This is a genomic window from Pseudonocardia adelaidensis (genome assembly GCF_039543345.1).
Lineage (GTDB): Bacteria > Actinomycetota > Actinomycetes > Mycobacteriales > Pseudonocardiaceae > Pseudonocardia > Pseudonocardia adelaidensis.
Map to the genome: position 1 here is coordinate 1 of NZ_BAABJO010000021.1, position 12,527 is coordinate 12,527.

Annotated in this window: 16 protein-coding genes; 3 read left to right on the forward strand and 13 right to left on the reverse strand. The window is 72.2% G+C overall.

What is annotated here, in order from left to right; all coding sequences use genetic code 11:
* Positions 1-153: 153 nt before the first annotated feature.
* The 12 genes from ABEA81_RS25115 to infA form a co-directional block, all read right to left on the reverse strand.
* Entirely contained in the window at positions 154-1,098 is a 945-nt protein-coding gene (locus ABEA81_RS25115) for an isopenicillin N synthase family dioxygenase (protein ID WP_345607784.1), read from the reverse strand.
* Complete coding sequence (locus ABEA81_RS25120; RefSeq protein WP_345607785.1) at positions 1,095-1,547, reverse strand: nucleoside deaminase; 453 nt, start codon at positions 1,545-1,547, stop codon at positions 1,095-1,097. The genes ABEA81_RS25115 and ABEA81_RS25120 overlap by 4 nt, the downstream gene beginning before the upstream one ends.
* A gap of 5 nt (positions 1,548-1,552) precedes the next feature.
* Positions 1,553-2,971 carry a purine-cytosine permease family protein gene (locus tag ABEA81_RS25125; protein WP_345607787.1) on the reverse strand — a complete coding sequence of 473 codons (1,419 nt, stop codon included), beginning with the start codon at positions 2,969-2,971 and terminating at the stop codon, positions 1,553-1,555.
* Between the two features lie 51 nt (positions 2,972-3,022).
* Entirely contained in the window at positions 3,023-3,265 is a 243-nt protein-coding gene (locus ABEA81_RS25130; RefSeq protein WP_345607789.1) for a hypothetical protein, read from the reverse strand.
* A 166-nt stretch (positions 3,266-3,431) separates the two neighbouring features.
* Complete coding sequence (truA, locus tag ABEA81_RS25135) at positions 3,432-4,283, reverse strand: tRNA pseudouridine(38-40) synthase TruA (protein WP_345607966.1); 852 nt, start codon at positions 4,281-4,283, stop codon at positions 3,432-3,434.
* 34 nt (positions 4,284-4,317) lie between these two features.
* Complete coding sequence (gene rplQ, locus ABEA81_RS25140; protein WP_459077159.1) at positions 4,318-5,052, reverse strand: 50S ribosomal protein L17, sunset domain variant; 735 nt, start codon at positions 5,050-5,052, stop codon at positions 4,318-4,320.
* A gap of 2 nt (positions 5,053-5,054) precedes the next feature.
* Complete coding sequence (locus ABEA81_RS25145) at positions 5,055-6,098, reverse strand: DNA-directed RNA polymerase subunit alpha (protein ID WP_345607791.1); 1,044 nt, start codon at positions 6,096-6,098, stop codon at positions 5,055-5,057.
* Between the two features lie 94 nt (positions 6,099-6,192).
* Positions 6,193-6,798, reverse strand: coding sequence for a 30S ribosomal protein S4 (gene rpsD / locus ABEA81_RS25150; RefSeq protein WP_345607793.1), 606 nt, complete (start codon positions 6,796-6,798; stop codon positions 6,193-6,195).
* 17 nt (positions 6,799-6,815) lie between these two features.
* On the reverse strand, positions 6,816-7,223 hold the full coding sequence (gene rpsK / locus ABEA81_RS25155; RefSeq protein WP_343941341.1) for a 30S ribosomal protein S11: 408 nt from the start codon (positions 7,221-7,223) through the stop codon (positions 6,816-6,818).
* On the reverse strand, positions 7,223-7,603 hold the full coding sequence (gene rpsM, locus ABEA81_RS25160) for a 30S ribosomal protein S13 (RefSeq protein ID WP_345607795.1): 381 nt from the start codon (positions 7,601-7,603) through the stop codon (positions 7,223-7,225). The genes rpsK and rpsM overlap by 1 nt, the downstream gene beginning before the upstream one ends.
* 184 nt (positions 7,604-7,787) lie before the next feature.
* Complete coding sequence (gene rpmJ, locus ABEA81_RS25165) at positions 7,788-7,901, reverse strand: 50S ribosomal protein L36 (protein WP_010148647.1); 114 nt, start codon at positions 7,899-7,901, stop codon at positions 7,788-7,790.
* Positions 7,902-7,929: 28 nt separating this feature from the next.
* Positions 7,930-8,151: a translation initiation factor IF-1 gene (gene infA / locus ABEA81_RS25170; protein WP_028929190.1), complete on the reverse strand. Its 222-nt coding sequence runs from the start codon at positions 8,149-8,151 to the stop codon at positions 7,930-7,932.
* Between the two features lie 264 nt (positions 8,152-8,415).
* Here infA and ABEA81_RS25175 point away from each other — a divergent pair, with 264 nt between their 5' ends.
* The gene (locus ABEA81_RS25175; protein ID WP_345607796.1) at positions 8,416-9,711 is read left to right on the forward strand and encodes an MFS transporter; all 1,296 of its coding nucleotides are present in this window, start codon (positions 8,416-8,418) and stop codon (positions 9,709-9,711) included.
* 436 nt (positions 9,712-10,147) lie between these two features.
* Here ABEA81_RS25175 and ABEA81_RS25180 read toward each other — a convergent pair whose 3' ends face one another.
* On the reverse strand, positions 10,148-10,444 hold the full coding sequence (locus ABEA81_RS25180) for a putative quinol monooxygenase (RefSeq protein ID WP_345607797.1): 297 nt from the start codon (positions 10,442-10,444) through the stop codon (positions 10,148-10,150).
* 183 nt (positions 10,445-10,627) lie between these two features.
* Between ABEA81_RS25180 and ABEA81_RS25185 the strand changes: the two genes are divergently transcribed.
* Together ABEA81_RS25185 and ABEA81_RS25190 are read left to right on the forward strand one after the other, a co-directional pair.
* A complete protein-coding gene (locus tag ABEA81_RS25185; protein WP_345607798.1) occupies positions 10,628-11,584 on the forward strand; it encodes an NAD-dependent epimerase/dehydratase family protein in 957 nt (318 codons plus the stop codon).
* Positions 11,581-12,513, forward strand: a complete 933-nt coding sequence (locus tag ABEA81_RS25190) for an RNA polymerase sigma-70 factor (RefSeq protein WP_345607799.1) — start codon at positions 11,581-11,583, stop codon at positions 12,511-12,513. The genes ABEA81_RS25185 and ABEA81_RS25190 overlap by 4 nt, the downstream gene beginning before the upstream one ends.
* Positions 12,514-12,527 lie beyond the last annotated feature (14 nt).

The following is a 12,527-nucleotide window of genomic DNA, read 5'->3' on the forward strand; positions in this document are numbered from 1 at the left end:
AGTCGGAAGTTCGGTGCGTATATCGGCGGATCCAGGTTCTCGCTGAGTGCGCCGGCGAGCCGGCCTCGTACCGGGCGTACTCGGCCGGTTCGCCGGTGCGCTCAGCGTGGAGCTGGGCCGTCGAGATGCGTGGTGGACTTTCGACTCGGGACACTAGCCCACGGAGATCGCGTCCAACCGCTCGCGGAGGAACGGGGCGGACACCACCGGGTCGAGGTCCGCTCGCCGCCCCAGCGGCGGTCGGAGCGGGGTGACCAGCGCGTCGTGGTCGAGCTCGAAGAAGAACACCAGCGAGACGAGCTCCTCGTTCGGCGCGTCCGGCTGGGGCGGGAGCACCCGGTGCCGGCCCGAACGCCAGCGCAGCCCGGTCCAGTGCGCGAGCAGGTCTCCGATGTTGACGGTGAACGCCGCCGGGTCGTACGGGGCGTCGGCCCAGCCGGCACCGTCGACGTCGACCTGGAGCCCGCCTGCGCCCGGCTCGCGGTCGAGCACGGTGACCGTGCCGAAGTCGGTGTGGGCGCCGATCCGGAACTGGCCCGGAGCGGGCTCGCCGACCTCGGTGAGCGGCGGGTAGCGGTTGATGTTGAACGTCCAGGTGGGATGCCGCGCGAGCGCGGTCAGCGCGTCCCGCGGCAGGCCGAGCGCGGTGGCGCACAGCTCCAGCAGCTCGCGGGACACAGCGGTCATCGCCGCGACGTAGCGGCCCACGGCGGCACGCAGCTCCGGCACCTCGGCCGGCCACACGTTCGGCGGGAACCACACCGGGTCGACCGCCGGGTCACCGGTGGGGGTCTCCGGCCCCACCGCGAACGACTCCTTGAGATCCGGCGGGGTCTGCACACCCTCGACGTTGCCGTTGGCCTCCACTCCGGGCGCGAGCCAGCCCCGGCCACCGATCCGCACGGAGTACTTCTGCTTGACCTCGGAGGGGAGCGCGAAGAACTGCCGCGCGGCGGCCCGCACCTCCGCGCGGAGGGCGTCGTCCACGCCGTGCCCCGCCGCCAGCAGGAAGCCGGCCCGTTGCAGCGCGTCGTCGACGGTGGGGCCGATCGCCGGGTCCCCGGCGCGCCAGGCGGCCAGGTCGATCGTGGGGATCATGGGACCTCTCCGATGTCCTCGTACCACAGCTCGGGGCGGGCGTCGATGAAGTCGGTCATGAGGGCGACGCAGCGCTCGTCGTCGAGCACGGTGACCGCCACCCCGTGCTCGGCGAGCCAGTCGTGCCCGCCGGAGAACGTGCGCGCCTCGCCGACCACCACGGCACCGATCCCGAACTGGCGCACGAGCCCCGAGCAGTACCAGCAGGGCGAGAGCGTGGTGACCATCATCGTGCTGCGGTAGTCCCGCTGTCGGCCCGCGGCGCGGAAGGCCGCCGTTTCGGCGTGCATCGACGGGTCGTCGTCCTGCACGCGCCGGTTGTGCCCGCGGCCCAGCAGGGTGCCGTCGGCGGCGAACAGGGCCGCCCCGATCGGGATGCCGCCCTCGTCGAGGCCGGCCTTCGCCTCGTCGAGCGCGACGTCGAGCAGGGCAGCGGGATCGATGGCCACGGCGGTCACTCTGCGGTCCCGGCGGGCCGGCCCGCAAGCCGCGGGAACAACAGCGCGTACACCGCGGCCGCCAGTACGAACCCGACGATGAACGTCACGTCCCCCACCCCGGGCACGACCGCGGGCACCAGGCCGGTGAACAGCGCCTGGTTGGAGAACAGCGGCACCGAGACCACGATGCCCACCAGCAGCGCGACGACGCCCACGTGGTTGCGGTAGCCGCGGTCGTAGAGCATCCCGACCCGCACCCCGCGCCGGCGCAGGTACTGGTCGGTGAGCACCACGCCGAGCCACGGCCCGATCCAGTAGACGATGACGAGCAGGAACGCCTCGTAGCTGTGCGCGGCGTCGGCGAGCGCGACCAGCGCGATCACGAACCCGACCACCCCGAACGCGAGCGCCACCACGGCACGGGCCCAGCGCAGCGGCACGTTCACGCCCAGGCTGAGGAACGCCATCGCGCCCGAGTACACGTTCAGCACGTTCGCGGCCACCGCACCGAGCGCGATCGCCAGCAGGGTGAGCGCCGCGAGCGCGCCCGGCAGCACGCCGACGAACGCGGTGGCCGGGTTGTCCGACCCCACGCCCGCGGCCGCGGTGGCGCTGACCGACGCCGCGCCCACGATCATCAGCACGGTCGTGGACCCGAAGAGGCCCAGCCCGGCCGCGAGGCCGGTGCGCGACCGCGAGGAGTCGGCGGGCAGGTAGCGCGCGTAGTCGGCCGCGTAGGGGGTCCAGCCCGCGGTGTAGCCGACGACCGCCCCGACCGTCAGCAGGAACCCGCCGAGCCCCCCGGTGCCGCCGTCCGGCGGCACGAAGGACGGGTCGGACCGCGCGAGCACGATCACCGCGCCGACCGCGAACACGATCGCGAGCACCGGGAACGCGAACCGCTCGAACGCCTGGACGAGGTTGTGGCCGAAGAAGGCGATCGCGATCTGCACCAGCACGACGACCACCAGCCATGCCGCCGCCGGCATGCCCGTGAGGGACTCCAGCGCGAACGCGGCGCTCACGCTGTTCACCGCGAACCACCCGAAGCCGGACGTGATCGTCATCAGCGCGGACGGCACGGCATTCCCCCGGTAGCCGAAGGCCGCCCGGCCGAGGACCATCTGCGGCACCCCGATCGACGGGGCTCGCGCCGAGAGCGCGCCGTGGGCCAGCGCGGAGAGCGCGTTGCCGAGCAGGATGGCCGCGACGGCCTGCGGGAACGTCAGCCCGAACGCCGAGACGGACAGCACACCGACGAAGACCGTCGCGAACTCGAGGTTCGGCGACGTCCACGTCCAGAACAGCTGGCGCGGCCTGCCGTGCCGCTCGGCGGCGGGGATCGGCTCGTTCCCACCGGGCTCGACGGCGGTCACCCGATCGCCGTACTTGCGGTCCTCGGCGGTGGCAGCGGGTGAGGGCTCGACAGTCACCGGATCACTCTCGACCAGGCGACGGCCCGAGGCAACGCCTCGGCGCGAGGGTTAACGCCGATGTTCGTTGTCGGGGACGACGGTGAGGTCGAGCGCCCGCAGGACGGCCTGCATCTGTTCCGCCGCGGGCCGCCCGCGGCGCTCCCGCAGCTGGCGCACGGCATGGTCGAGCTGCGCCGATGTGACCGTGCGCGGGGCGATGTGGGGTACCGGGTTGCGGCCGACGTCCAGGGAGACGCTTCCACAGGCGGCGGTGGCGCGACCCGACTCCCCAAGCCGGACCTCAGGCGTCATCGTCAAGGCGTCTCCGTTCCCAGGGGCGCAACAGGTGAGGCTCGATCCATCGGGTGAAACGATCGAGTCGGCGTCACCGTACGTGTCCTCCCTCTTCGGGGGAATTGCCCGTTGGGGAAACTCCAGGTGACACGTGGGCGGAGCGGACGAACGTAACCCGTTCGGCCTAATCAGCTCTCAGGTCCGGGGGCACGCGCAGCCGCCGGGTGGTGTGCGCGCGGGCGGCGAGCTCGGCCGCAGGCGGGTAGTCGACGGCCACCAGCGTGAGCCCGTGGGCAGGCGCCACCGTCACCTCGCTGGCCCGCTCCGAGCGCCGCAGCAGGCCGGCCGGCCAGTCCGCCGCCCGCCTGCCCCGCCCCACGTCCAGCAGCGCGCCGACGAGGCTGCGCACCATCGAGTGGCAGAAGGCGTCGGCGGCGACGGCGGCCTGCACGACGCCGTCGGCATCGCGGGCCCAGGTGAGCTCCTGCAGCGCCCGCACGGTCGTCGCGCCCTCCCGCCGCTTGCAGAACGCGGCGAAGTCGTGTTCGCCCAGCAGCCCCGCCGAGGCGGCACGGACGGCGTCGAGGTCGAGCGGGTGGGGCCAGGAGAGCGTGTCCCGGGCGCGCAGCGGCTCCGCGCCGTACGGCGCCGTCGCCACCCGGTAGCGGTAGTGGCGGCGCAGCGCGGAGAAGCGGGCGTCGAACGCATCGGGCACGGGCGTGACGGCACGCACGCGCACGTCCGGCGGCAGGAGCCGGGCGAGCCTGCGCACCAGCCGGCCCGGATCCAGCCCCGCGGGGAGGTCGGCATGGGCGACCTGGCCGGTGGCGTGGACGCCGGCGTCGGTGCGGCCGGCCACGGTGAGCGCCACCGGCTCGCGCAGCACGACGCCCAGCGCGTCCTCGAGCACCCCGCACACGGTGCGGCGGGCGGGCTGGCGCGCCCACCCGGAGAAGTCGGTGCCGTCGTAGGCGACGTCGAGCCGGAAGCGCGCGCCGGAGGCCGCCCCCGGAACGCCGTCGAGCCCGCCGTCCAGGTGGGCGGCGGGCTCGATCGGGGACTGCGTGATGTCAGGACTCCTCGGAGTCGGAGTCCTCACGCTGGGCGGCGGGCAGCTGGAAACCGGCGGCCTCGGCGGCCTCCGGAGTGGCGAACCAGACCTCGGCCACGGTGCGGTCGTAGTGCGACGACCCGGGCACGTGGTACAGCTTCGAGTCCTCGTTGCCCTTGATCGGGAAGCCCTCCGGGGCCTCGGCCGGGTCCTCCAGCGGGGCGTGGCTGCCCTCGCCGTAGGGCGCGTCCTCGGTGGAGGCGCTCTCCTCGACGGCCTCGGTGGCCGTCTCCTCCGCGGGCGCGGTCTCCTCGGCGGGTGCCGGGGCGGCCGCCGTCTCCTGGCGCTGCTGCGACGCCGCGACCCGGCGGGCCCGGTCGGCCTCGTCGGTGACGGTCTTCTGCGAGACCAGCTCGATCACCGCCATGGGGGCGTTGTCGCCCTTGCGCGGCAGCGTCTTGGTGATCCGCGTGTATCCGCCGTTGCGATCGGAGAAGAACGGGCCGATCTCCTCGATGAGCCGGTGCACGACGTCCTTGCGCCGGATCAGCTTGAGGATCTCGCGGCGGTTGTGCAGGTCGCCCCGCTTGGCCTTCGTGATCAGCCGCTCCGCGTACGGACGCAGCCGGCGCGCCTTCGCCTCGGTCGTGGTGATCCGACCGTGCTCGAAGAGCGCCGTGGCCAGGTTGGCCAGGATCAGCCGCTGGTGCGCGGGCGACCCGCCGAGGCGGGGCCCCTTGGTGGGCTGAGGCATGGCTACAGCTGCTCCGTTTCTGCGTAGTCCTGGCCGTCGTCCCCGAAGCGGTCGGGGTCGAACGCCTCGGACCCGTACTCGACGGCGGCGGCCGACGGGTCGAATCCGGGCGGGCTGTCCTTCAGCGACAGGCCGAGGCCGACGAGCTTCATCTTGACCTCGTCGATGGACTTGGCGCCGAAGTTGCGGATGTCGAGCAGGTCGGCCTCGCTGCGGCCCACCAGCTCGCCCACGGTGTGGATGCCCTCGCGCTTGAGGCAGTTGTAGGAGCGGACGGTGAGGTCCAGCTCCTCGATCGGCATCGCGAAGGCCGCGATGGTGTCGGCCTCCTGCGGCGACGGCCCGATCTCGATGCCCTCGGCGTCGACGTTGAGCTCGCGCGCGAGCCCGAACAGCTCCACGAGGGTCTTGCCGGCCGAGGCCAGCGCGTCTCGCGGGGTGATCGAGGGCTTGGTCTCGACGTCGAGCACCAGCTTGTCGAAGTCGGTGCGCTGCTCGACGCGGGTGGCCTCGACCTTGTAGGTGACCTTCATGACCGGCGAGTAGATCGAGTCGACCGGGATGCGGCCGATCTCGGCGCCGGTGGCCTTGTTCTGCATGGCCGGCACGTAGCCGCGGCCCCGCTCGACGACGAGCTCCACCTCGAGGCGGCCCTTGTCGTTCAGGGTGGCGATGTGCAGGTCCGGGTTGTGCACGGTGACACCGGCGGGCGGCACGATGTCGCCCGCGGTGACGGTGCCGGGGCCCTGCTTGCGCAGGTACATCGTGACCGGCTCGTCCTCCTCGGAGCTGACCACGAGCTCCTTGAGGTTCAGGATGATGTCGGTGACGTCCTCCTTGACCCCGGGCACGGTGGTGAACTCGTGCAGGACGCCGTCGATGCGGATGCTCGTGACGGCGGCGCCGGGGATCGAGGAGAGCAGCGTGCGCCGGAGCGAGTTGCCCAGCGTGTAGCCGAAGCCCGGCTCCAGCGGCTCGATGACGAACCGGGAGCGGGTGTCGACGACCGTTTCCTCGGCGAGGGTGGGGCGCTGAGAGATCAGCATGGGTGTGGTGCCTCCTAACACCCTGCGGCAACCGCTATTTGATGCCGCAGTGAGGCCCCCGGCCCCACCCTGCGGGGCCGGGGGAGCTCGAGCGCTACTTGCTGTAGAGCTCGACGATCAGCTGCTCGTTGACCTGCGTGTCGATCTGGGCCCGCTCGGGGAGCTGGTGCACCAGGATGCGCAGGTTCGAGGGGACCACCTGGAGCCACGCCGGGACCGGGCGGTCGCCGAGCAGCTCCTTGGCGATGATGAACGGGTCGGTGCCGAGCGACTTGGGCCGCACGTCGATGATGTCGAACTTCGACACCCGGTAGCTGGGGATGTTCACCTTCTCGCCGTTGACGAGGAAGTGGCCGTGAGCCACCAGCTGGCGCGCCATCCGCCGGGTGCGGGCGAGACCCGCCCGGTACACGACGTTGTCGAGCCGGGACTCCAGGATCTGCAGCAGGTTGTCGCCGGTCTTGCCCTGGCGACGGTTCGCCTCCACGTAGTAGCGGCTGAACTGCTTCTCGAGCACGCCGTAGGCGAACTTGGCCTTCTGCTTCTCCTGCGACTGCAGGAGGAACTCCGTCTCCTTGATCCGGATCCGGCCGTGCTGGCCGGGCGGGTAGGGACGGCGCTCGAACGCCTGGTCGCCGCCGACGAGGTCGACCTTCAGCCGGCGGGACTTGCGGGTCATGGGGCCGGTGTAACGAGCCATCTTGTTACTCCCTTCCCCTAGACCCGGCGCCGCTTGGGCGGACGGCAGCCGTTGTGGGGCTGCGGGGTGACGTCGGAGATCGTGCCGACCTCGAGGCCGGCGGCCTGCAGCGAACGGATCGCGGTCTCCCGGCCGGAGCCGGGGCCCTTCACGAACACGTCGACCTTCTTCATGCCGTGCTCGGCGGCCTTGCGGGCGGCGTTCTCGGCGGCCATCTGCGCCGCGAACGGCGTGGACTTGCGCGAGCCCTTGAAGCCGACGTGGCCCGCGGAGGCCCACGCGATCACGGCACCGGCGGGGTCGGTGATCGAGACGATCGTGTTGTTGAACGTGCTCTTGATGTGGGCCTGGCCCACGGCGACGTTCTTCTTCTCCTTGCGGCGGACCTTCTTGGGCCCGGCCGCGGCACGGCTGCGGGGCGGCATTACTTCTTACCTGCCTTCTTCTTGCCGGCGACGGTCTTCTTCGGACCCTTGCGGCTGCGGGCGTTGGTCTTGGTCCGCTGGCCGCGCACCGGCAGGCCCCGGCGGTGCCGGATCCCCTGGTAGGCGCCGATCTCGATCTTGCGCCGGATGTCGGCCTGCACCTCACGGCGCAGGTCGCCCTCGACGCGGTAGTTGGTCTCGATGTACTCGCGGAGGGCGGCGACGTCCTCGTCCGAGAGGTCCCGGGAACGCAGGTCCGGGCTGATGCCCGTGGCGTCCAGGATCTCCTTGGAGCGGGTGCGCCCGATCCCGTAGATGTAGGTCAGCGCGATCTCCATCCGCTTCTCGCGGGGGAGGTCGACGCCGCTGAGTCGTGCCATGCGGCGGGGTTCTCCTGTCGTGTTCGCCAGGTCTTCCCAGCGCCCGCCCCGGGTGACTCACAGCCGACCTGCTTGCAGGGTCGGCCATCAGCACTGCCGGGCCCCGGCCTGGTTCCGGGGGTGGTGGCGCCCGTGTGGCGCGGTAGGTGCGCTGGGTTCCTCTATGTGGTGCGACGAGGGGTGATCAGCCCTGGCGCTGCTTGTGGCGCAGGTTCTCGCAGATCACCATGACCCGGCCGTGACGGCGGATCACCTTGCACTTGTCGCAGATCTTCTTGACGCTCGGCTGGACCTTCACGTCCGTCGCTCTCTCGGTTGTTCGGTCGTCACTTGTAGCGGTAGACGATGCGGCCGCGGGTCAGGTCGTACGGCGACAGCTCCACCACGACCCGGTCCTCGGGGAGGATCCGGATGTAGTGCTGACGCATCTTGCCGCTGATGTGTGCGAGGACCCGGTGTCCGTTCTCCAGCTCCACGCGGAACATCGCGTTCGGCAGGGGCTCGACGACCCGGCCTTCGACCTCGATCGCCCCGTCCTTCTTGGCCATGTCCTCCGCGATTCGTGACAGGTGGACGTACTCTTCGTTCCGTGCATGGGCACGTCGCTGCTCCGGGACCGTGAGGTGCGGGAGGCACGACGGAACCGGCGCCAGTAGGCGCGCCGAAAGACCAGTGTACGACCGTTGCTCGCGGGCACGCTCCCGGGGTTGGGCCGACCCGGCGGCCGTGTCCGAAACGGGATGATCCTGTCGGTGTGGGCCGTTACCGTCCCTTGACCTCGACCCGCCTTCACATAGTCCCGTGGATCGGTGATGACCCTACGCCCCGACACCCGCCTGCCCCGGCCGTTGCGCCCGTTCCGCCACCGCGAGTACCGGCTGCTGGTCACCTCCATGGCGGCGTCGCTGTTCGCGAGCGGGCTGTGGCTCGTCGCCGGCGTGTACCAGGTCATCGCGCTCGGTGGCGGCCCGGCCGAGCTCTCGCTGGTGGCCACGGCCACCGCCGTCGGCCTGCTGGTGAGCGCGCTCGGGGGCGGTGTCGCCGCCGACCGGCTGCCCAAGCGGGCCGTCCTGCTCGGCGTCGAGGGCGTCCGGGTCGCCGCCGCCGCCGCGGCGGGGCTGCTGGCGGCCACGGGCGTGATGCAGCTGTGGCACCTCGCCGTGATCGCGTTCGTGCTCGGCGCCGCGGAGGCCTTCTTCTTCCCCGCGTACTCGGCGATCCTGCCCACCCTGCTCCCCGCCGACGAGCTGCTCGCGGCCAACGGCGTCGAGGGCACGCTGCGCCCGGTGGCCCAGCAGGCGCTCGGTCCGGCGCTCGCGGGCGTGCTGGTCGGCGCCTTCGCCCCGAGCAGCGCGCTGCTGCTCGCGGGCGGGATCTACGCGATCGCCGCGGTCACGCTGGTGGCCATGCGCCGGGTGGCCGTCGCGCCGACGGCCGGGCGCACCTCCGTGCTCGGCGACCTGGCCGAGGGCTTCCGCTACCTGTTCCGCACCGGCTGGCTGTTCGCCACGCTGGCCTTCGCCACGCTCTACGTGCTCGTGCTGCTCGGCCCGCTCGAGGTGCTGCTGCCCTTCGCGGTGCGCGACCAGACCGGGGGCGGAGCCAGCAGCTTCGCGCTCGTGCTGGGCGCGTTCGGGATCGGCGGTGCGGTCGGGTCGCTCGTCGTGTCGTCGTGGCGGCTCCCCCGCCGCTACCTCACGGTGATGAACCTCCTGTGGGGAGCGGGCGCCGCCCCGCTCGCGCTGATCGGCCTCACCACGCACCTGTGGGTCATGGCGGTCGCCGCCTTCGTCGTCGGGTTCACCGGCTCGGCCGCGATGGTCATCTGGGGCACGCTGCTGCAGCGGCGCGTCCCACCCCACCTGCTCGGGCGGGTCTCCAGCCTCGACTTCTTCGTCTCGCTCGCCCTCATGCCGGTCTCGATGGCCGTGGCCGGGCCCGCAGGCGAGCTGCTGGGCATCCCGATGACGTTCGTGCTGGCCGGGCTCGTGCCGGTGTTCCTCGCCGTCGCCGCGATCCTCGGCTGGCGGCTGCCCGCCGACGAGATCGCCCACCCGCTCGACGCGCCGGCGGACCCGGCGGAGGCCGACGCCCTGGCGACGCGCTGAGGCGGCGGGCAGGTAGGAGTAAGCAGCTGTCGCCCCGATCCGGCCGATCAAGATCGGGCGTTCGCGATCGACCGGGCGATCCGGCGGCTGCGGACACCCCCGGCGTTCCGCGGAACGCACCGAACGATCGTCAGGGGCCTTGGTGGCTGGTGCACCCACCCAGCCACTCATCCAACGGTCGCGTCGTGATCAATCGGGGCGAATGCGCGCCGGGCCAGGACGAGGCAGGAGGCAGGCCGCGACCGGTCGGGCACGGTGCGCCCACCGCAGCGGATCGCCACCTCGTGATCGCCCAGCCGATGCGGTGATTCGGCAGCACTCCCTACGTGTGGCTGGTGTCACGATTCTGCCGATCTTGCCATCGTCGTGCCTGCGGCCAGGGGTGGAACCCGTCTACAGCCGGAGATGCCGGCCGGCGATGGTGCCGCTCGCTCGGTCAGACCTCGAACCGCTCGATCGTCGGCGTCACCCCGGGCGCCCAGAGGGCCACGAGAGCATCCATGGCGGAGGAGTCGCGCGCACGCTCCGCCTCCATGTGCCGTTCCAGCAGCTCCTGGCTCGCCCAGCGTTCGAGGAGCACGAAGGTGTCCGGGTCGTCGAGGCTCTGTAAGAGCTCGTACTGCTCGCAGCCGTCCTCCTGGAGTGCGGTCTCCCGGACGGCCGTGAAGATGGCGGCGAACTCCGCCGCCTTGCCCGGAGCGACGCGGATCGTGATGACATGGCGGATGGCCACCGGCCTGTCCCTTCCGTTGAATGCCCGTCGACGGGCTCGCCAGAACGCTCCTTGCCGCGACGACCGGCGTCAACGACGTGATTCGGCACGCCCCGTGCCCGGCTGCGACGCACGCCACTGTCACCGGTTCGCGCGGTGCTTCGTCTCCGGTGGCAAGAGTCGAGGGAGTGGGAGGAAGCCGCGATGCGGATCTTCGTCGCAGGTGGGACGGGTGCGTTGGGCCGGCGGCTGGTGCCGCGGCTGGTGGCGAGCGGGCACGAGGTGACCGCGACGACCCGGAGCGCAGGCAGGACCGGCGAGCTGCGGGCCCTCGGTGCCCGTCCGGTGGTGGTGGACGGTTTGGACGGGGCCGCGGTCGGGCAGGCGGTGGCCGAGGCGCAGCCGGACGTGATCGTGCACCAGATGACCGCGCTGGCCGCCGCGGCGGACCTCCGCCGGTTCGACCGTTGGTTCGCCACGACCAACGCGCTGCGGACGGCCGGGACACGGCACCTGCTCGCCGCGGCGAAGGCGAGCGGCGTCGGGAAGGTCGTCGCGCAGAGCTACACCGGGTGGAACAACAGCCGCACCGGCGGACCGGTGAAGTCCGAGGACGACCCCCTCGACCCCGAGCCCGCGACGGCGCAGCGCGAGAGCATGGCGGCCATCCGGTTCCTGGAGCGCGCCGTCACCGAGGCGCCCCTCACCGGGATCGTCCTGCGCTACGGCAACTTCTACGGCCCGGGGGCGTCGGAGTCGATGGTCGAGCTGGTCCGCGCACGCAAGATGCCGATCGTCGGCGCGGGCACGGGGGTGTGGTCGTTCATCCACCTCGACGACGCCGCAGCCGCTACGGTCGCCGCTGTGGAGCGGGGCGGGGCGGGCGTCTACAACATCGTCGACGACGACCCGGCGCCGGTGGCGGAGTGGCTGCCCCACCTCGCCGACGCGGTGGGCGCGAAGCCGCCGATGCGGTTGCCGGTGTGGCTCGCCCGGCCGCTGGCGGGGGAGGTCGTGGTCCGCTGGATGACCGAGGGCAGGGGCGCGTCCAACGAGAAGGCGAAGCGCGAGCTGGACTGGCGACCGGCGTGGGCCAGCTGGCGGGACGGCTTCCGCCACGGGCTGACCGACCCGGTGGCCCCCCGGGAGGCGCGCGGATGACCGAGCTGGACGAACCGGCCGAGGCGCTGCGTCCGCTGTTGTTCTCGATCGCCTACCGGATGCTCGGCACCGTCAGCGACGCCGAGGACATCGTCCAGGAGACCTACCTCCGCCACCAGCGGGCGCTCGCGGAGGGCACCCGCATCGAGTCGACGCGGGCCTACCTCTCCGCGGTGACCACCCGGCTGGCGATCGACCACCTGCGCTCGGCCCGGGTGCGGCGCGAGTCGTACGTCGGGCAGTGGCTCCCCGAGCCGCTGCTCACCGACGACACCGAGGACCCGGCGGGGCACGCCGAACAGGCCGACTCGCTGTCGATGGCCTTCCTCCTCGTGCTGGAGCGGCTCAACCCGGTGGAACGGGCCGTCTTCCTGCTCCACGACGTGTTCGGCTACGGCTACGACGAGGTGGCCCGGATCGTCGGCAAGAGCGAGGCGAACAGCCGCCAGCTCGCCACGCGCGCCCGCAGGCACCTCGAGGAGAGCAGGCGGCGGTTCGACGCCTCCCGCCAGGAGCAGCAGGAGCTCGCCCAGCGGTTCTTCGCCGCGGTCACCGACGGCGACGTGGACCAGCTGGTCGGCATGCTGGCCGCCGACGTCGTCGTCCACGGGGACGGCGGCGGCAAGGCGCCGCAGTGGATGGAGCCGATCGTGGGGGTCGACAAGGTGTCGCGCCTGTTCGCCAACGTCGGGCGCCAGATGCGCGAGATGGGCATCACGATGCGGCTGCGCGAGATCAACGGGCGCCCGGGGGCGCTGGTGCTCGACCCGGACGGGAAGATCACGAACGTGTTCGTGCTCGACGTGGCCGACGGCGCCGTCCAGACCATCCGGTCGGTCATCAACCCGGACAAGCTCCGCCACCTCGGGCCCGTCGCCGACGTGCGCGAGCTCATGCGCCGGCACCGGGGGCGGCAGGCGCCGGGCTGAGCGGCGATCGTCCC

Bases quoted from the DNA above. Each gene is read 5' to 3' on its own strand.
- ABEA81_RS25115 (WP_345607784.1), bottom strand. From the start codon at position 1,098: ATGATCCCCACGATCGACCTGGCCGCCTGGCGCGCCGGGGACCCGGCG.
- ABEA81_RS25130 (WP_345607789.1), bottom strand. From the start codon at position 3,265: ATGACGCCTGAGGTCCGGCTTGGGGAGTCGGGTCGCGCCACCGCCGCC.
- rplQ (WP_459077159.1), bottom strand. From the start codon at position 5,052: ATGCCTCAGCCCACCAAGGGGCCCCGCCTCGGCGGGTCGCCCGCGCAC.
- ABEA81_RS25145 (WP_345607791.1), bottom strand. From the start codon at position 6,098: ATGCTGATCTCTCAGCGCCCCACCCTCGCCGAGGAAACGGTCGTCGAC.
- rpsD (WP_345607793.1), bottom strand. From the start codon at position 6,798: ATGGCTCGTTACACCGGCCCCATGACCCGCAAGTCCCGCCGGCTGAAG.
- rpsK (WP_343941341.1), bottom strand. From the start codon at position 7,223: ATGCCGCCCCGCAGCCGTGCCGCGGCCGGGCCCAAGAAGGTCCGCCGC.
- rpsM (WP_345607795.1), bottom strand. From the start codon at position 7,603: ATGGCACGACTCAGCGGCGTCGACCTCCCCCGCGAGAAGCGGATGGAG.
- infA (WP_028929190.1), bottom strand. From the start codon at position 8,151: ATGGCCAAGAAGGACGGGGCGATCGAGGTCGAAGGCCGGGTCGTCGAG.
- ABEA81_RS25175 (WP_345607796.1), top strand. From the start codon at position 8,416: ATGACCCTACGCCCCGACACCCGCCTGCCCCGGCCGTTGCGCCCGTTC.
- ABEA81_RS25185 (WP_345607798.1), top strand. From the start codon at position 10,628: ATGCGGATCTTCGTCGCAGGTGGGACGGGTGCGTTGGGCCGGCGGCTG.
- ABEA81_RS25190 (WP_345607799.1), top strand. From the start codon at position 11,581: ATGACCGAGCTGGACGAACCGGCCGAGGCGCTGCGTCCGCTGTTGTTC.